Source organism: uncultured Winogradskyella sp., assembly GCF_947501905.1.
In the GTDB taxonomy this organism is placed as follows: Bacteria; Bacteroidota; Bacteroidia; order Flavobacteriales; family Flavobacteriaceae; genus Winogradskyella.
The window spans coordinates 152,119-170,487 of record NZ_CANMXL010000002.1 but is presented as its reverse complement, the minus strand read 5'-3'; the positions used below and the strand labels follow the sequence as shown (position 1 = coordinate 170,487).

The 18,369-nt window shown below is 32.6% G+C and carries 21 protein-coding genes; 11 read left to right on the top strand and 10 right to left on the bottom strand.

Translation table 11 applies throughout. From position 1 onward, the window contains the following. The first annotated feature begins 101 nt into the window (after nucleotides 1-101). Genes Q0770_RS04440 through Q0770_RS04425 form a run of 4 tightly spaced genes read left to right on the top strand, consistent with a single transcriptional unit; the run spans nucleotide 102 to nucleotide 2,239 of the window. Nucleotides 102-614 carry an RNA polymerase sigma factor gene (locus tag Q0770_RS04440; protein WP_299114426.1) on the top strand — a complete coding sequence of 171 codons (513 nt, stop codon included), beginning with the start codon at nucleotides 102-104 and terminating at the stop codon, nucleotides 612-614. Then, nucleotides 595-1,080: a hypothetical protein gene (locus tag Q0770_RS04435; protein ID WP_299114424.1), complete on the top strand. Its 486-nt coding sequence runs from the start codon at nucleotides 595-597 to the stop codon at nucleotides 1,078-1,080. Before Q0770_RS04440 ends, Q0770_RS04435 begins: the two co-directional genes overlap by 20 nt. A 25-nt stretch (nucleotides 1,081-1,105) precedes the next feature. Further along, nucleotides 1,106-1,678 (top strand): DUF4252 domain-containing protein, encoded by a 573-nt coding sequence (locus Q0770_RS04430; RefSeq protein ID WP_299114422.1) that lies wholly within the window; start codon nucleotides 1,106-1,108, stop codon nucleotides 1,676-1,678. 42 nt (nucleotides 1,679-1,720) lie between these two features. Beyond that, nucleotides 1,721-2,239, top strand: coding sequence for a DUF4252 domain-containing protein (locus Q0770_RS04425; RefSeq protein WP_299114420.1), 519 nt, complete (start codon nucleotides 1,721-1,723; stop codon nucleotides 2,237-2,239). Between the two features lie 31 nt (nucleotides 2,240-2,270). Here the strand turns inward: Q0770_RS04425 and Q0770_RS04420 are convergent, their stop codons facing one another. The 3 genes from Q0770_RS04420 to Q0770_RS04410 form a co-directional block, all read right to left on the bottom strand. After that, nucleotides 2,271-2,507, bottom strand: a complete 237-nt coding sequence (locus tag Q0770_RS04420) for a hypothetical protein (RefSeq protein WP_299114418.1) — start codon at nucleotides 2,505-2,507, stop codon at nucleotides 2,271-2,273. Beyond that, nucleotides 2,504-3,847 carry an adenylosuccinate lyase gene (gene purB, locus Q0770_RS04415; protein ID WP_299114416.1) on the bottom strand — a complete coding sequence of 448 codons (1,344 nt, stop codon included), beginning with the start codon at nucleotides 3,845-3,847 and terminating at the stop codon, nucleotides 2,504-2,506. Before purB ends, Q0770_RS04420 begins: the two co-directional genes overlap by 4 nt. A 96-nt stretch (nucleotides 3,848-3,943) precedes the next feature. Continuing rightward, nucleotides 3,944-4,507 carry an adenylosuccinate lyase gene (locus Q0770_RS04410; RefSeq protein ID WP_299114414.1) on the bottom strand — a complete coding sequence of 188 codons (564 nt, stop codon included), beginning with the start codon at nucleotides 4,505-4,507 and terminating at the stop codon, nucleotides 3,944-3,946. Between the two features lie 45 nt (nucleotides 4,508-4,552). Here Q0770_RS04410 and Q0770_RS04405 point away from each other — a divergent pair, with 45 nt between their 5' ends. Together Q0770_RS04405 and Q0770_RS04400 are read left to right on the top strand one after the other, a co-directional pair. After that, entirely contained in the window at nucleotides 4,553-5,032 is a 480-nt protein-coding gene (locus Q0770_RS04405) for a heme-binding domain-containing protein (RefSeq protein ID WP_299114412.1), read from the top strand. Nucleotides 5,033-5,037: 5 nt separating this feature from the next. After that, nucleotides 5,038-6,273 carry a glycosyltransferase gene (locus Q0770_RS04400; protein ID WP_299114410.1) on the top strand — a complete coding sequence of 412 codons (1,236 nt, stop codon included), beginning with the start codon at nucleotides 5,038-5,040 and terminating at the stop codon, nucleotides 6,271-6,273. A gap of 16 nt (nucleotides 6,274-6,289) precedes the next feature. Here Q0770_RS04400 and Q0770_RS04395 read toward each other — a convergent pair whose 3' ends face one another. Next, the gene (locus tag Q0770_RS04395; RefSeq protein ID WP_299114408.1) at nucleotides 6,290-6,817 is read right to left on the bottom strand and encodes a hypothetical protein; all 528 of its coding nucleotides are present in this window, start codon (nucleotides 6,815-6,817) and stop codon (nucleotides 6,290-6,292) included. A 195-nt stretch (nucleotides 6,818-7,012) separates the two neighbouring features. On the opposite strand from Q0770_RS04395, the gene Q0770_RS04390 reads away from it, so the two are divergent. Together Q0770_RS04390 and Q0770_RS04385 are read left to right on the top strand one after the other, a co-directional pair. Further along, complete coding sequence (locus Q0770_RS04390) at nucleotides 7,013-7,459, top strand: hypothetical protein (RefSeq protein ID WP_299114406.1); 447 nt, start codon at nucleotides 7,013-7,015, stop codon at nucleotides 7,457-7,459. Continuing rightward, nucleotides 7,459-7,659: a helix-turn-helix transcriptional regulator gene (locus Q0770_RS04385; protein ID WP_299114404.1), complete on the top strand. Its 201-nt coding sequence runs from the start codon at nucleotides 7,459-7,461 to the stop codon at nucleotides 7,657-7,659. The genes Q0770_RS04390 and Q0770_RS04385 overlap by 1 nt, the downstream gene beginning before the upstream one ends. A gap of 31 nt (nucleotides 7,660-7,690) precedes the next feature. On the opposite strand, the gene Q0770_RS04380 is transcribed toward Q0770_RS04385, so the two are convergent. Beyond that, the gene (locus Q0770_RS04380; RefSeq protein ID WP_299114402.1) at nucleotides 7,691-8,380 is read right to left on the bottom strand and encodes an NAD-dependent deacylase; all 690 of its coding nucleotides are present in this window, start codon (nucleotides 8,378-8,380) and stop codon (nucleotides 7,691-7,693) included. Continuing rightward, on the bottom strand, nucleotides 8,381-9,574 hold the full coding sequence (locus tag Q0770_RS04375; RefSeq protein ID WP_299114400.1) for a M48 family metallopeptidase: 1,194 nt from the start codon (nucleotides 9,572-9,574) through the stop codon (nucleotides 8,381-8,383). It abuts the gene before it with no gap. 33 nt (nucleotides 9,575-9,607) lie between these two features. Here Q0770_RS04375 and Q0770_RS04370 point away from each other — a divergent pair, with 33 nt between their 5' ends. Together Q0770_RS04370 and Q0770_RS04365 are read left to right on the top strand one after the other, a co-directional pair. Continuing rightward, nucleotides 9,608-10,264: an RNA methyltransferase gene (locus Q0770_RS04370; protein ID WP_299114398.1), complete on the top strand. Its 657-nt coding sequence runs from the start codon at nucleotides 9,608-9,610 to the stop codon at nucleotides 10,262-10,264. Nucleotides 10,265-10,299: 35 nt separating this feature from the next. Next, nucleotides 10,300-10,662, top strand: a complete 363-nt coding sequence (locus Q0770_RS04365) for a VOC family protein (RefSeq protein WP_299114396.1) — start codon at nucleotides 10,300-10,302, stop codon at nucleotides 10,660-10,662. Here the strand turns inward: Q0770_RS04365 and Q0770_RS04360 are convergent. Beyond that, nucleotides 10,659-11,468: a carboxypeptidase-like regulatory domain-containing protein gene (locus Q0770_RS04360; protein WP_299114394.1), complete on the bottom strand. Its 810-nt coding sequence runs from the start codon at nucleotides 11,466-11,468 to the stop codon at nucleotides 10,659-10,661. The genes Q0770_RS04365 and Q0770_RS04360 overlap by 4 nt on opposite strands. Before the next feature lie 132 nt (nucleotides 11,469-11,600). Here Q0770_RS04360 and Q0770_RS04355 point away from each other — a divergent pair, with 132 nt between their 5' ends. Then, the gene (locus Q0770_RS04355) at nucleotides 11,601-14,324 is read left to right on the top strand and encodes a T9SS type B sorting domain-containing protein (RefSeq protein WP_299114392.1); all 2,724 of its coding nucleotides are present in this window, start codon (nucleotides 11,601-11,603) and stop codon (nucleotides 14,322-14,324) included. 38 nt (nucleotides 14,325-14,362) lie between these two features. Here the strand turns inward: Q0770_RS04355 and Q0770_RS04350 are convergent, their stop codons facing one another. From Q0770_RS04350 to Q0770_RS04340, 3 genes are all read right to left on the bottom strand, one after another. Then, nucleotides 14,363-16,225: a DEAD/DEAH box helicase gene (locus tag Q0770_RS04350; RefSeq protein WP_299114390.1), complete on the bottom strand. Its 1,863-nt coding sequence runs from the start codon at nucleotides 16,223-16,225 to the stop codon at nucleotides 14,363-14,365. A gap of 325 nt (nucleotides 16,226-16,550) precedes the next feature. After that, the gene (locus Q0770_RS04345) at nucleotides 16,551-16,985 is read right to left on the bottom strand and encodes a hypothetical protein (protein WP_299114388.1); all 435 of its coding nucleotides are present in this window, start codon (nucleotides 16,983-16,985) and stop codon (nucleotides 16,551-16,553) included. 128 nt (nucleotides 16,986-17,113) lie between these two features. Continuing rightward, nucleotides 17,114-18,292 carry a serine hydrolase gene (locus tag Q0770_RS04340; protein WP_299114386.1) on the bottom strand — a complete coding sequence of 393 codons (1,179 nt, stop codon included), beginning with the start codon at nucleotides 18,290-18,292 and terminating at the stop codon, nucleotides 17,114-17,116. Between the last annotated feature and the right edge of the window lie 77 nt (nucleotides 18,293-18,369).

The window sequence follows — 18,369 nt, the reverse complement described above, 5'->3', positions numbered from 1 at the left end:
GTAACAAAATATGTTATACATCGTCGTAATTATGAAGACGTGTAAAAAGCGACTTTTTTACCCTGAGCTTGTCGAAGGGTTCAACCAATCAAAACCAAGTAATGACACAGGCAGATTTTGTAAGCTTAGTGATGCCATTTAAGGACAAAGTGTTTCGTTTAGCAAAACGTTTACTGGTTTCTCGTGAAGAAGCCGAAGATGCGACACAAGAAATACTTTTGAAATTATGGAATAACAAACAGAAAATCAGTGACTACAAAAATGTAGAAGCGTTTTCTATGACCATGACTAAGAACTTTTGTTTAGACCGTTTAAAGTCTAAACAAGCTCAGAATCTAAAGATAGTTCATAGTAACTATCAAGATAAAGGTCACTCGTCATTACAAAAACAAGTAGAAGCTAGAGATAGTGTTGACTGGGTCTCGAGCATCATAGAAACATTACCAGAACAACAAAAAATTATAGTTCAGCTTAGAGATATAGAGCAATACGATTTTGCAGAGATTTCTAAAATGTTAGACATGAACGAAACGGCAATACGTGTCGCCTTATCAAGAGCTAGAAAAACTATAAGAGAACAATTAACTAAGACACATGGTTATGGTATTAAATAGTATCGAAAAATTATTAGAAAAGTACGACAACGCAGAAACAACGCTGCAGGAAGAAGCACAATTAAGAGCTTATTTTAGCAGTGATGATGTAGCATCTCATTTAGAGTCTTACAAGCCTTTGTTTGTCTATTTTACTAATACGCAGCAAGAAGCGTTTACCAAGGACGTTCCATTAAACACTAAGAAGAAAATAAATTTCTACCAATGGATTTCAGTCGCAGCAGCCGCAGTTTTGATGTTTGGTATTATGATACCGCAAATGTGGAGTAGCCCAACGTACTCTCAAGAAGAAATTGAATTGTATAACAAAACTAAAAATGCTTTAGCCTTTATGTCTTCAAATTTTAACGAAGGCGCATCAAGTATCAATGTCTTAGAAATGGCATCTGATAATTTTAATGCAGGAGTTTACAAAGCAAATTTTGTAAAAGAATTCGGAAAAACAACAAACAAACTTTTAAAGTAATAACACAAAAACAAAAACAAGAATCATGAGAAATTTAATTTTAATAGTAGCTTTTGTATTAACATCGGCAGTATCTTTTGGACAAGGAATCTTTGATAGATTTGAAGATTTAGACGGTGTAACATCAGTAGTAGTTAACCAAAAAATGTTTAAAATGTTAGCGACTATGGGTATAGATTTAGATGACCCAGAAGCTCAAGAATTTGTAGATATGGCTAAAAATATTACTGGATTTAAAGTATTTACAACAGGAGATGAAAAAATATCAGCGGATATGAACTCTACAGTTAAGTCTTATTTAAAGAAATCTGACTTAGAAGAGTTAATGCGTATTAAGGATGGAGACCAAACAGTATTCTTTTATGTAAAAGAAGGTAAAGACGAAAACCATGTAAAAGAATTATTAATGTTTGTAAACGGTCTTAAAGAAATGACAAAAGGACAGGATATTGAAATTAATGGTCAGAAAAGAGAAATTGAAACTGTAGTATTATCTCTTACAGGTGATATTGACTTAAGACAGATTTCAAAGTTAACTAACCAGATGAATATGCCTGGTGGTGATCAGCTTAAAAAAGCGAATAAGAAGAAAAACTAATTATCAATTATTATGCAATTTCAATCAATCAAAAAACTTGTGATGTTAGCCCTAGTTGTTACAGCTTTTGTAAGCTGTAGCAATGGGCCAACATTGCAAACGTATTATGTAGATAATGAGTTAAAACCTGGCTTTACAACTTTTGATATACCTACGAGTTTTATCGATGTAGATAAAGTTGAGCTCTCAGAACAACAAGAAAAAGCTTATAAATCAATAGATAAGCTTAATGTTTTAGCGTTTAAAGTAGATAGTAAAAACATAGATGTTTACAAAACGGAATTAGAAAACGTAAAAACAATTCTTAAAGACCCTAAGTACGAAGAATTAATGCGTGGTGGTAATACTACAGACGGAAAATTCGTAGTTAAGTTTTTAGGAGATGTAGAGAGTATTGACGAACTCATTGTTCTAGGAAATGCAAATGACAAAGGCTTTATGGTTGCTAGAATTTTAGGAGACGACATGAATGCTAATGATTTAGTGTCATTACGTACAATCATGGATGATGTAAAATTCGAAGATTCAGACCTAAATGGCCTAACAGATTTTTTTAAATAGACTGACCTCTATTTACTGAAAAATTAAAATGTTAATTAGAATCGTCCTTAGGATTTTCCTCTGGACGATTTTTTATTAGCCCTTTTTTAAATAAAATAATAGAGACGATTAGTCCAAGAGCTCCTGTAAGTCCTATTAATAAAACCTTTATAATTATAAAATCAAGTACATCAAAAAGTCCAGCAATAAAAAAAACAATAGTAATGATTGCTACAAAACTTAATGATATTGTATTGTTATTTATAGGAAAAGGAAGCTTAAATTTCATATGCCAGTATAATTACTAGGAGTGATAGTTTTTAGCTCATTCTTAATGGTATCTGAGACTTCTAGAGTGTCAATAAAATTTGAAATTGAAGACTGAGTAATAGCTTCATTGGTTCTTGTTAAACCTTTTAAAGCCTCGTAAGGATTAGGATAGTTTTCTCGTCTTAAAATCGTTTGTATGGCTTCTGCTACAACTGCCCAATTGTTTTCTAAATCTTGTGCAAATTTTGCTTCATTCAATAATAACTTACCTAAACCTTTTAATGTAGATTTAAACGCAATAAGTGTATGTGCAAACGGTACACCTGCGTTACGTAAAACCGTACTATCTGTTAAATCTCGCTGTAATCTAGATATCGGTAATTTAGCTGACAGATGTTCGAAAATTGCATTAGCAATTCCAAGATTACCTTCACTATTTTCAAAATCAATTGGGTTCACTTTATGTGGCATTGCAGAACTACCAACTTCACCTTTTTTAATTTTCTGTTTAAAATAATCCATAGCTACATAGGTCCAGATATCTCTATCCAAATCTATGATTATGGTATTGATACGTTTTAAAGCATCAAATAGCGCAGCCATATGGTCATAATGCTCAATTTGAGTTGTTGGGAAAGAATGTTGTAAACCTAATTTTTCTTGCACGAATCTTGTTCCAAAATCTTTCCAATCGATATGAGGATATGCTACTTTGTGCGCATTAAAATTTCCAGTAGCACCGCCAAATTTGGCAGCGCTTGGGATGTCATTCAATAAATTAAATTGTTCTTTTAATCTAACAGCAAATACTAATATCTCTTTTCCTAAGCGAGTAGGAGAGGCTGGCTGTCCGTGCGTTCTTGCTAGCATAGGTATGGCTTTCCATTCTTCAGCAAGACCTTCAATTTTTTCTAAAAGCGTGAAATATTCAGGAACATATACATCATTCATGGCATCCTTAATACTTAAAGGAATAGCTGTATTGTTTATATCCTGAGATGTTAATCCAAAATGAATAAATTCTTTATACTCAACAAGACCTAAAGCATCAAACTGTTCTTTGATAAAGTACTCTACAGCTTTTACATCATGATTTGTAATCTTTTCTATGTTTTTTATTGCAGTAGCATCTTCAGCTGAAAAATCTCTGTAGATAGCTCTTAAATCCTCAAAAACAGAAGAATTAATAGATTCTAATTGCGGTAATGGAATTTCGCAAAGTGCAATAAAATATTCAACTTCTACTAAAACACGATATTTTATAAGTGCTTCTTCAGAAAAATAGTTACCTAGAGCTTCGACTTTAGAGCGGTATCTACCGTCAATTGGAGAGATTGCATTCAGTGATGAAAGTGCCATTTGCGTTTAGAATTTTAAAAACATCAAAGATAACAAAGTCAAATAGAAGTAAGAAGCAGCAAGCACTAAGATTTATTAAAATTTTACTTATACAATTTATTTGTCTATTCTCTTTAAAATGTGTCTAGCTCGGGCTTTAAATCCGGAACTTTGTATTTGATAATCGCGTTTAAGTATGATAACTAATTCTGGATGAATCCAACCAATCTCATTACCAAGTAAGAACAAACTATTCATAGCATAGGCTTTAGGTGCTATTTTTTCGTCATTAATCATCCAATCAAAACAAGCTTCTACAATTTTTTCTTTATGCGCTTCAGTAAGGTGTGCTTTAATTTTGTTCTCTGTTTTAGAATAATAATCTTTAATCAAATATTCGCAAACTTTTGCAACAGGTCTTACTGCTGGGTCTAAATGGACTTTAGAAATATTTTCAGTAAAAGTATCTAGGTAAGGTATAATGGCTTCTAGTTTTTCACCACACATAAATTCAAAAACCCATGCAGCACGACAAGATATCTTATCATCTACTGTAAAAAGAATTTCTAGAAGAGACGGAATTAACTCAGGGTTATCAATTACGAGATTTGCATAAAGCAAGCGTTTTTCTCGTGAATGATTTACATAATTTAATTCTTTGTAAAGTTGGTCTTTTGTCAAAAGGTTTCTTATTTTTAAAGCTTCTAAATTAGTTAAAATTACATGATGAAAAAATTGCTCAAAAAATTAGGTCTAGCTCTATTAATAGTATTTGTAATTGCTCAGTTTTTTGGGCCAGAAAAAAACCAAGGTGATTTGGCATCGGTTGATGCTTTTTTGGCTGAAACTAATCCACCTGAAGATGTAAAAATTATATTAAAAAACGCTTGTTTTGATTGCCATAGTGATAAGACAAGATATCCTTGGTATAATGCAATTACACCTGTGAATTATTGGTTGAATGATCATATTAAACATGGAAAAGGTCATTTTAATGTTTCTAAATGGAATGACTATTCGGTTAAGAAAAAAGATCACAAGTTTGATGAACTTATAGAAGAAGTAGGGGAAAAAGAAATGCCACTGCCAAGCTACACTTGGACGCATGGTGATGCGGATTTATCTCCGCAGCAAATTGAAGCTATCATTACTTGGGCTAAGCAGGTGCGTACAAAATATGCGCTTCAAATGGAACGTCCAGAATAATTATAGTGTTTAATAAAAAGCTTTTAATCATTGGATTTGTTTGGCCAGAACCAAATAGTTCTGCTGCAGGGAGTAGAATGTTACAACTTATTCAGCAATTTCAAAAGCAAGGTTTTGATATCACATTTGTAACTACGGCTAATGAAAGTGATAAAGCTTTTGATTTAAGCCCTATTGATGTAAAAACTGCATCTATAGCACTAAATAACTCATCTTTTGACGATTTTGTAAAAGAGTTTAATCCAATTGTGGTGCTTTTTGATCGTTTTATGACCGAAGAACAATTTGGTTGGCGTGTCGCGGAACAATGTCCTAATGCGATAAGAATTCTTGATACCGAAGACGTTCATGGGTTACGAAAGGGAAGAGCAATAGCTTTAAAAGAAAATGCAGATTTCTCGATAGAGCACCTCCAAAATGATACGACTAAACGAGAGGTTGCTAGTATATATCGCTGTGATTTAAGCTTAATAATTTCTGAAGCTGAAATAGATATATTGGTAAATCAACTTAAGGTAGATAGAAAACTTTTGTATTATTTACCTTTTTTAATAGACCCAATTACGAAAAACGAAACAGAACAGTTTCCTGTTTTTGAGAAACGTCAGCATTTTGTAACCATTGGTAATTTTTTACATGCACCAAATTATGATGCGGTTTTATATTTAAAGCAAACAATATGGCCATTAATTAGACGACAATTGCCTAAAGCGGAATTGCATGTTTATGGCGCATACGAATCACAAAAGGTATTACAATTGCATCACCAAAAAGATGGCTTTTTAATCAAAGGTTTTGTTAAAGATGTTGATGTTGTGATGCAAAACTCAAGAGTTTGTTTAGCGCCATTGCGTTTTGGTGCTGGCTTAAAAGGGAAATTGATAGATGCTATGAAAAGTGGCACGCCTTGTATGATGTCTTCAATAGCAGCTGAAGGTATGTTTGGTGAGCTTGAAGCCAATGGTTTTGTTGAGGATAATTCTGAAGCTTTTGCGCAAAAGGCTATTGACTTATATACTAATGAGACTGTTTGGAAAGATAAACAGACCAATGGTTTTAAAGTTTTAAATAGCCGTTTTAATATTAAAAATTTTGAAACAGGTTTTGTAGATAGATTAAACGACTTAAAGCAAAACTTAAATACTTATCGCCAACAAAATTTTACAGGACAATTATTAATGCATCACACGCTTCAAAGTACAAAGTATATGAGTAAATGGATTGAAGAAAAGAATAAGTGATTTTTTGATGTTTCGTTTAACACATACTGTTAGTTCCTTTTTCTACTTTTTCAATTTTTTTTAATAATACTTGATAATCTAAATCAGTATTCTCTATTGTTTTAAGTTCGTCAAGTTTTTCCATAACAACTGATTCATTCACGATTTTAAGAATTGCTGGTTGATGTATCCTTATATTGGAATTCCATTTCATTATTTCAAACACAATTGAGTGTTTTACATCTCCGACTAATTTTGGTCCGTCATAATAGACTTCCATTATTTCATATGGAATTTTTGGAATAAAATCAGTTTTAATTTTCTGTTGAATGGTTTTTTTTGTAGGGTAAAATAATACTAATTTACCTTGGTTTGCTTTAATCCAATTTTCTAGTTCTATTGCGTAATTAAAGTTATCTATTCCTGATTTAATAACAGCAAATAGGATTAATATTCCTATTCCCATTCTTGTATATCCATCATTAGCAAAACCCCAATAGAATATTCCTCCTGCTATGAGAATTCCTATAAGATTTGATTTTATGATTGATTGGTATTTGTTCATTTTTTTAATCGCACTTAATACATAGATAAATTCATTTTTAATACATCGACAAGCTTTGCCTACCACAAACGAAGTTAGGTTTTAGTAATTAAAATATTAACTTTTTAAAAATTCTTTTGTGAATTTTAAAAATGTAAAGTATATTTGTCATTAAGTAAAAATAATTTTACTTAATATAAAATATATTTGTCAATTATGAGCGGAAAGAATTTTACGGAATGCGAGCGTCATCGCATACAGAAAGTATTAGATTTTAGATTACCAACGTTGTTTAAATGGATTGGAGTGGTATTAGTTATTTTAGCATTTGTGTTATTTTTTGTGAGAAATCAATTTCCTGATAATGCAGATTTTATAAGAGGTATAGGAAGAAAAGTATTTATTATTGGTCTATTATGTATCTCTTTATCACGAGATAAGGAAGAGGATGAGATGACTATTGCCATACGCGCACAATCCTATGCTATTGCTTTTATTATAGGTGTTCTTTACGCTATAATAATGCCTTATGTTGAGTTTGGGGTTTCTAACATAGTGCATTCGGGAGGTGAAGCTTATAAAGAATTAGGAGATTTTCAATTATTAAGCTTTATGTTTCTAATACAATTAGGTTTTTACCATACTTTAAAGCGTTATAGATAATGGAAAACTCGATAAAAGTGGAGCGCGCGATATTAAGCCTAACACAAGATGATTTGGCTAAGAAAATAGGTGTCTCCCGACAGACAATAAACTCAATCGAAGCGAATAGATATGTGCCATCTACGGTTTTAGCATTGAAGCTATCTAAAGTTTTTGGTAAATCTGTAAACGAATTTTTTAAACTAACGCAAGATGATTAAATTAATGCTTATTGTAATATTGTTAGTTGTATTAGTACTTCTTAAGTTCTTTTAACAATTTTTGCATACCTGATGTAGCAAGTTCTGGTATTACTGTCACATTAGAGTTATTAATGTCTGCTGGTTTTGAGTCTATATAATAGATAGGGACTGTTGATTTTACAAAGTTCATTAAACTAGCAGCAGGATATACCTGCATGCTTGTTCCAATAATAACAAGAATATCTGCAGTTTCGCAAATTGCTACTGCTTTTTCAATCATTGGTACATCTTCACCAAACCAAACAATATGTGGTCTTAATTGATAACCATTGTCGCAAACATCACCTAGATTAATATCATCCTGCCAATCTCTAATGTCTGTTGGGTTTCCGGTGCTACGGATTTTTCTCAGTTCTCCATGAAGATGCAATACATTTTTGCTTCCTCCACGTTCGTGTAAATCGTCAACGTTTTGGGTGACAATAGAGATATTGTATTCCTTTTCTAAGTCCGCTAAAGCGATGTGTGCAGCATTTGGATTCACCTCTTTGAGTTGTCGTCGCCTTTGATTATAAAAATCAAGTACTAATCCAGGATTATTTCGGAAACCTTGTGGTGAGGCTACTTCCATAACATCGTGACCTTCCCAAAGTCCATCAGCATCCCTAAAAGTCTTAATACCACTTTCGGCACTCATACCAGCGCCAGTTAATACAACAATGTGTTTTTTAATCTGCATTTAAGATTTTTTCCATGCTTTATATTCGTCTGATAGTACAAGAGCTTCTAGCACATTTATTCCCTGCTCATCATCAGACTCTAAAAAATCACTCAGTTCATTTTTATCAAAACCTTGTTTTGTCAAAGTATTTATAACATTTACAGCATCACTATAGCGCTCTTGATAGGTAAGACTACTAATATGACCTATGTAGCCTTCAACCAAAAATGGATAATTTTCTATCATATATGAATAATGAATATCTGCATTTTTGTAATCAGTCTGATTTAAATAAAGATTAGCTTTCATGATATTTAAAAAATCATCATCGGTTTCAAACATTAGTTTATCAATATTTTCAATTGCCCTAATATAGTTGCCAATTAAAATATAATAATCTATTTGCTTCATGTACAAAGTTGGGTCATCTGGATACAACTTCGCAAAAATCTCTAAATTTTCTTTATATAAATTGTCATCATAAGCTGCAGCAATGTTTCCTTTAAGTATTAAGAAAAATTTTTCTTCAGCATTTTTGCCTTTCACTTCTGTGATAGTTTCATAAGCCTCTTTTGGCTTACCTTCTTTAAGTAATTGCTGGGCTTTAATAACTTTAGAGAATGGGTGTTTTTTTTCACCTTTAAAAAGTTTTACAAATTTATTTTTCGACGGTTTACTAGCTTTATAAATACGGCCAAAGGTCTCACTTAAATGTTCTCCTGTAAGATAAATATAGATGTCATTATACATCACATTTTCTCCATCATAGCATATTTTGTAATCATGATAATTTACCCCTGTTTCTTCAGAATATATTCTAAATGTCATGTAATAAGCACTTTCTGGGATATTAAATTCAAAATTTATAAAATTGTAATAGGCACCATCTTCAATTTCAGATAAAATGCGTTCTCCTAATGTATTTGATGTGTTTTCAAGACTTTTTAAAAATCTTCTGGTGTACATATCATTACTATCAATGAGACTATCTTTAGTGATGTTTTTATTGAAAGCTTCTTTGTTGAAATTTTCTACAAAAGGCTTTGTATTAGACTCATTAAAAGCGTTTTCAATTAACTCGCCTAGAGCAATTACTTTTTCACTGTTTTCTTCAGAATATTTTAAGAGAGAACATTTACATTCACTTACTTGAGAAGTACTAGTTAGGCTGATTATTAAAAATAGAAAAAGTAGGGCAACTTTTTTGAGCATAAGATTGTTTTATATTTGATAAATATAATATTTATGTTAGACTTAGACCTCCTAAAACATCTCGAAGGCTACCTTACTGAAAATCGTTTAAAACGATTTAATACGGTCTTGCCTTTACGTACTAAGCACTTTACGGTTGCTACTGAAGATGTGTACCAATTGCATAATACTAGTGCAGTCATACGAACTTGTGATGTTTTTGGAATACAAGAAGTTAATGTTATTGAAGAAGTTAACTCAAAGCGGATTGATAGAGAAATTGCTATGGGTGCTCAAAAATGGGTAGACTTAAACCGTTATAATAGTGTTAAGTCCTGTGTTGACGATTTAAAACAGAACGGTTATCAAATAGTAGCAACTACACCACATACTAATGATTGTGATTTAATAAATTTTGACATTTCTAAAAAATCATGCTTCTTTTTTGGCCGCGAAACAGAAGGTTTATCTCAGTATGTTATGGAACATGCAGATTGCTTTTTAAAGATACCAATGGTTGGTTTTACAGAGAGTTTAAATATATCTGTATCTGCCGCTATTATTCTTCAGCATGTGACATCAAAGCTTCGTATATCTAATATTGACTGGAAACTTTCTGATGAAGAAATTATAGAAAAGCGTTTTGATTGGATAAAGAAAACCATAAAAGATTACGATGCTATAGTAGAGCGATACCAATCGAGATCTTAAATTTTTGTAAATTTCAATAGATAAAAAGTAGTATTATGGTAGGTTGGTTTGAAATTCCCGTAAACGATATAAATCGCGCAAAGGCGTTTTATGAAAAGGTTTTTAATATTGAAATAAATATTGTCGATTTTGGAGGCTTGTTAATGGGGTGGTTTCCTAATAATGATGGTGCTTATGGAGCAACCGGAACATTAATTTTTCAAGACTCTTATGTCCCAAGTCAAGAAGGCACTTTAGTTTATTTTATGTCAGACAACGTGCAAAATGAGTTGAATAGAGTAGAAGCTGCAGGCGGAAGAATATATCAAGAAAAAACCAAAATCTCTGATGAGCATGGACATATGGGAGTTTTTATAGATTCTGAAGGAAACCGCGTAGCGTTACACTCAAAAGGTTAAGGCGTTACCTTTTTCTTGCCCCTTTTACGTTCGTTATTACGATTAAGGACTTTGTATTCTTCATAACATTCGCTTATAGCGTCCAATATCTGAAGATCATTAGCAGATCTTATAAAGTCTCTAGAATAATTACACTGATTCACAATCTCGTCTAAATCGTATTTGTCAACTTGTAATAATACAGTTAGCATTTCACGGTCAAAACGCTTTGCAAGCTGATTTCTAATTTCATCGTCTTTTTTCATTTCCTTTAGCTTACGCATCTGGTTTGGTTTTTTACCAAACATCTTGTAAAGGAAATCGGCAGGATTAAAAATGGCACCTAAGACTTTATTAACTACATTGGTTTGTCCGGCTTCATAGCCTTGATTTGGTAAACCAGAAATTCTAAAACGGTTATTTGTTCTGATAGGAATCTGCTTAATATCTACTTCGAGATACCCAGTAAGTTTTAACTGATTGACAACAACTTCTTCTAGAGCTAGAGCTAAATCTGTCATCTCTATCTCAGTATTACCAAACTTAATCCAGTCATTGGTCACACGCACTTTTATAGACTTGTAACCTATGTAAGATAAGTGAAGCGTATCATTGACTTTAGCTCTAATATCAAAAACACCATCATCATTTGTAGTTGTACCAATGACTTGGTTTAGATTCACAATGTTAGCATCTACAAGTGGTAATTTTGTAGTACTACTGATAATTGTAGCTTGAACCCTCGTAGGTTCATTAGCAGGTTCAGTATCTTGCCCGAATGTATAAACGGATATAAAACATAGAAAAAGAAGTAGGTAATGCCTCATTTTTTTACTAACTGCGTAAAGGTACTAAACAAAACGCATTTTATAATAGTACTATTATTTCTTTGACGTAATATTAACAATAAGCTTTCATAGCTTAATAGTAAAGCTATTTTTTGTAACTTTAACAAGACTATGAAAAAGATAATGTTTATATGGCTTACTGGGTTCTTTTTTGTAACTCAAATTAGTTTTTCTCAAAAGGAATTTTCTAATTGGTATTTTGGTACCAACGCTGGTTTAAGTTTTGATGAGCAGTCTACTAATTTTCTTATAAATGGTGAAACCTTTTTTGCTACTTCACCAGCTTCAATTTCTGATGCAGCAGGTAATTTATTATTTTATTTTGGTTCAGGCACAGTATTTAACCGTAATCATGAAGCCATGCAAAATGGTCAAGATATTACTTTAGGATTTAATAGTTTTGGTAGTGTTATAATACCAAAACCTGAGTCAACTAACATTTATTATTTATTTACTTCAAAGTTTAATATTACAGAACCTGATGAAATTGAAGTATACTATTCCGAAATTGATATTACTCGAAATAATGGTTTAGGGGAAGTGATTGTCAAAAATCAATTATTATCTGATAATGTTTTAGCCCCAAAGCTCACAGCTGTTCAGCATGCTAATGATATTGATTTTTGGTTGGTTAGCCATGGTCTTAACGATAATAAATTTTACTCTTATTTAGTTGATGAAAATGGAATAAGCGCCAATCCTATAATTTCTGAAATAGGAAGTGTACATCCTTTGAGTGGAAGTAATATAGGTGGTGCTCATGGTAATATAAAAATTTCTCATGATGCAAAACGTATTGCTGTAGTTTTTCAAGACTTTTCTAGTAATGGGGCATCTGGTATTACTTCGAAAGTTGAGGTGATGAATTATAATGATAATACAGGAAAAGTAGAAGGTAATGTTTTAAGTGTGGGTGAAAACACGTTTTTTAATATTCCATCTTTTAACACAGGCTCTGGAGCAGCCCAATATGTTGAGTTTTCTCCTAATAATAGATACATATATGTTTCGGCAGCTAATGTTTTTGGAGACGGAAATGGCAACTCTTTTCCAAGTTCTTTGCATCAGTTTGACGTTAATGTTGATACGAATGAAGAATTTTTTTCTTCTCAAGCAAAAATATATTCTGGAGTAGATCGTATATGGGCTATACAATGGGGCTTAGACGAGAAGCTTTATGTTGCATCTAATAATATTGAAGAAATAACAGATGAGAATAATACACTACTTTCTTTAGGAATAATTGATACTCCAAATAGTTTTGGTTTTGGTTCTAATTATGATCATTTATCAGTATCGTTGTCAGATGAAGTTTTGGAAGAAAGAGTTGCAAATATTGGTCTACCACAAGATATAAGGCAATTTTTCTTTTTAAGGATAAATGAGGACCCTTTATGTGGAGGTCAAGCAAGACGTTTTACCTTAGAAACAAGCAATGATATATTATCAGTCTTTTGGGATTTTGGGGACGGTTCTACATCTACAGAAATTAATCCCGAACATAGTTTTTCACCAGGTGATTATACAGTTACTGTAACTGCGACTTATGAAAACTCAGTCATGTCAAGAATAATTTTTGTAAATATTCCTGATACCTTAGATATACCCAACATGCTTAATTTTTGCGATGACATATCCAATGATAATTCAGTAAGTATCAGCGTTGACGAACTTCAAGATATGACATTAAGATCTGACGATTGTGGTACAATAACATTTCATTTAACTGAAGAGGATGCACAAAATAATAACAATGCATTTCAAAATGAATTTACTACTACGACAAATCCTCAAGTAATTTATTTACGTTTACAACAATTACTTAACCCTAATAATGTTACGATTACTCCAATAACTATAAGTATTGATGATTTTCCAACATTAGATAACCAAGAATATATTTTCTGTCAAGAGGAAAATGAAGTAATAAACTTCAATAATACAGTTTTTGATAATCTATTTTTTGGTAATAATTTATGCGCATTAATCACGTATCATCTAACAGAGGCAGATGCAAATTCTAATTCAAATCAGCTGTCAAACGAGTTTATATTTCCAATAGGAGAAACTGTTATTTATATTAGAGTAGAAGATATAGAAACTGGTTTATTTTATATCGCAAACATACCAGTTATTGTAAAATCAAAACCAAAGTTGCAACTAGAAGATTGGTATTACATTTGTCCAAATCAAAGCTTATTCATTGATATTGAGGGAGATTATGATACTTATACATGGTCTACTGGAGCTAATACTAGTCATATAGAAATAGATGAACCAGGCTCTTATACAATTGAAGTGCTAAATCAAACATCTGAAGGAGATTGTACAGATTCGCACACTTTCAATGTAAGTATATCTGACTTACCTTCTGAAATAGAAATCCTGATTAATGACTTATCAACGAATAATGCAATTGAAATTTTTGCAGATGGATTAGGTGATTATGAGTATTCCTTAGATGGAATAATTTATCAGGATAACCCAATTTTTGATGATTTACAAGAATCAGAATATACTTTGTATATAAGAGATAAGAATGGTTGCGGTATTATTACTGAAAGTGTATTTCTGCTAATTCAACCAAAATTCTTTACCCCGAACCAAGATGGTACTAATGATTTTTGGCAGATTAAATCTTCTTTTAGAGAACCAGATATATATGTAGAGATATTTAATAGATATGGTAAATTACTTAAGGTCTTTAATGGTAATTCTATAGGATGGGATGGGACTTTTAATGGACTAGATTTACCGACTAATGATTATTGGTTTAAAATCAATCGACCAAGCAATGGAAGAGTATATTCAGGACATTTTACGTTAAAAAGATAAAAAAGCCTAGAATAAAATTCTAGGCTTTTTACAATATTTTATTTTCTTCTTGAGCGTCTTGGTCTATCAGAACCCGAAAAGTTTGAATTAGAATTTTCTGAGCGTCTTCCTCTTGGTTTATCGTCGTTAGAGCGTCTGCTTCTTCTATCGCCTCTGTTACCAGAATCATCAGAACGTCTTGGTTTTCTATCATTTCTATCGCTAGAGCGTCTTTCACTTCGTCTATCATCAGAGCGTCTACGTCCGCCGCCGCCATCTCTTCTTCGGCCTCCACCATCACGTCTACGACCACCGCCGCTTCTGCCTTTGTTCTCTGATACTTCAACATTTACAAAACGACCTTCGTGCTTAAAGTCTGTAAAGAACGCCAATACTTTTTCTTGCATGGTTTTCTCAGTATTAAAGAAAGAAAAACTCTCTTTAACATCAACTTTAAAGACATCATCACGTCCTAATTCTAGTTTTTCTTTTAAGAAGTCTTTTAGCTTCATCCAATCAAAACCATCTTTACGTCCAACATTAATAAAGTAACGTGTATCGTTTGAAGATACTCTTCCTTCGCCACCATCTCTAGCATCAACGGTGCCTAAATCTTTAGATTTTTGATAGTAATTAAAGAAGCGGTTAAACTCTACAGAGAAAAATTTCTTAATTAAATCTTCTTTAGAGGTGTCTACAAATAAATCGTTGATACTTTCTAAGTATTTATCTATTTCGTCACCAGTTTCTGTAGTATGAATTTTATTAGCCAAAGACATTAATTGTACTTCGGTAATCTCAGTACCACTTGGAATATCTTTTTTCTCGAACTGCTTTTTAATAATACGCTCAATGCTTTTTATTTTTCGCAATTCACTTTTTGAAACAATGACCATAGAAACACCTGTTTTACCAGCACGACCTGTACGTCCAGAACGGTGCGTATACGTTTCTATCTCATCTGGTAATTGGTAATTAATCACGTGTGTGATATCATCCACATCAATACCACGAGCAGCAACATCAGTTGCCACAAGCATTTGTATTTGTTTGTTTCTGAAAGACTTCATGACTAAGTCACGTTGATTCTGGCTTAAATCTCCATGCAATGCGCCAGCGCTATAGCCACTTTCTATTAAGTTTTCAGCAACTTTTTGAGTATCGCGTTTTGTTCTACAGAAAATTACAGAAAATATATCTGGATGTGCATCTGCTAAACGCTTTAAAGCTTGGTAACGGTCTCTTGCATTTACTAAGTAGTATTCGTGAGAAACGTTACTTGTACTTTCGTTTTTATTACCAACGGTAATTTCTAACGGGTCGTACATGAATTTTTTTGCAATAGAAGCCACTTCTCTAGGCATAGTTGCAGAGAATAACCATGTGCTTTTATCATCTGGTGTATGCGATAAGATATCTGTAATGTCTTCGTAGAAGCCCATATTAAGCATCTCATCAGCTTCATCTAAAACACTGTATTGTATTTTAGAAATATCGACTAGTTTACGACTAATCATATCTTTCATACGACCAGGAGTAGCTACAATAATTTGTGCACCACGTTTTACTTGCCTTGCTTGGTCAGTAATACTAGCACCACCATAAATAGCAGTGACGTTTAAGCCATTACAGTATTTACCATATTGCTTAAGCTCGTTTGTAATTTGCAAACAAAGCTCACGAGTAGGTGATAAGATTAAACCTTGCGTTGTACGGCTACTGACGTCAATTTTTTGTAACATCGGGAAACCAAAGGCAGCAGTTTTACCGGTACCTGTTTGTGCTAATGCTACTAAGTCACGTTCTTCGTTTAATAGTAATGGGATGGCTTGTGCTTGGACATCACTTGGGTTTACAAACCCCATGTCTGTGATGGCATTCAATAGGTCTTCATTAAGACCGAGTTCTTGGAATGTACTCATTCTTTTGTGTAAGTATTCGATTATGTTATGTGGTGTTACATAAGAAGCGAATCGACATACTTAACCTAAGACTTCTTGTAACACATCCTCACCCTGAGGAAATTAATGAAAGCTAGATTTGCTTAGCAAATTTTTTACTTGAATTAATTCCGAATTTATTTCTGAATCTTATCCTTTGACTTTCAGCGTGCAAAGATACACTTTTATTTGACTTAGTTTTTAAAGCATATTTGAAGGTGCGCTTAACGGACTTCTGTATAGTTTCGTTGTGTTGAGCAATAAGTTAGAATACAACCCTAAACTTATGCAAGTTGATGTAGTCCGTTTACTTTAATAATTTAACCAGTTTATTTGTTATTGGATGTACATAAAATGACATTTGTCTTGAGTATGGAAGCTTTACAAATTGTCCATACCATTTACCCCAAATTTCGCCATTTTTCTTAATTTCGACATCTTCTGCTTTTGTTACATACCAATATATGCATTCACGATATTCATCCAAGTACTTGGGTTGAATTCTTGTTAAAAATTCCGAATATATTGTATCAAAATCTTGTCCAATCTTAGAGTTTAACCATCTCTTAACTAGAGTGGTATCTAGATAGGTTTTGTGATTATTTTTGTTTCGCATTGATTCCCTTTGTGGAAGATTATCAAATTCAAGACTTCCGCCAGAATTTCGATTATCTGAGTAATCGCCATTTGACTTATATTTAGATCTAGAGCCTGATGCTTTTCTTATTAACCATTTACTCATAAATTATTTTTAAAGTGTGCAATTACAAAGATATACTAGCAATTATAATTATCTATATCGGACGTGACTTCGACAAGCTCAGTCTGACATAAACGAAGTTAGTTTTTTAATACTTAATAATCAACAGTTTACCATTCGTAAACTTTAACAACACTTCTTATAATCTCTGTGATGATGTCGTAATTTTCAGAATTCACCATAATAACCACACCATTGCCACCTTCTAAGCTGGCATAGTAATGACACTTAAAACCTTCGTTACTTCCACCATGTTGGAAATATTGTTTCCCTAAAATTTCAGAAATAAAAACACCAAAACCTGTTGCTTCGCCTTTTAAATATGGGGTCATCATTTTTACAGTCATGTCTTTAGATAACAGCTTATTGGATTCACCTTTTAAAGACTTTTGCATCTCTATAATATACTTTGACAAATCTGTAGGTGTTGTCCATAAACCCGCAGCAGCCATTTCAGGATACACATGATACTTTGTATCTAGAGGTTCGCCCTTAGACCAATACGCGGTAGCTAATGCCGCATCTTTTGGTGGTGGTTGTGTATAGAAACTTTCGGTCATTCCTAAAGGATTCAAGATTTGCTCTTTCATATACGTATCGTAATCAACTCCTGTGTTTTCAGTTAAAATGAGTTGGGTTATGGTTGTGCCGCCTCCAGAGTATTTAAACTTTGTATTGGGTTCAAAAAGGGATTTTACTTTATTTGTATTTGCAGGTTTTTTACCATCTAAAATTTGCTGCGTAGTCGGAAGCACTTCACCAACTTCATAACCACCAAAACCATGTCTAGATAAACCCGCTGAATGTGATAATATACTTACGATACTTATAGTCTTGCCATTCGCTTTTTTTCTAGATTTTAGTTTCCAACTTTTTAAAAAGGTGTCAATGTCTGCTTCTAAGTCGATATTATTGGATTCGGCCCATCTTAAAACACCAACGGCATTTAAAGACTTACTTATGGATGCTGCTTGGAATAGGGTAGTTGTAGTTGCAGGAATTTGCGCTTCTTTATCTGCAAAACCATAAGCTCTGGCCCAATCTAACTCATAGTTTTTGATAACGGCTATGCTTACCGCCGGAATATTATGAAAGGTCATCCGTTCAGAAAGATTATGAGTGACGTCGCTAGAATCCATAGGTTTATCCCGAAGATTATTTTCTACAGCTTTAATTCTGGATTCTACGGCTTCAGAATATGTTGGATTTGCTTGTGCAGATACTTTAGAAATAGAAATTAAAAAAAATATAAGGACAGATAATTTTGCCAAGTATTTAATTCTAAACATATTGAAAGTGTTTTTTGATGATTTAAAATTACAATTAATATAATAATCAATACTTTCTTTTTAATGAAGTGAATTCT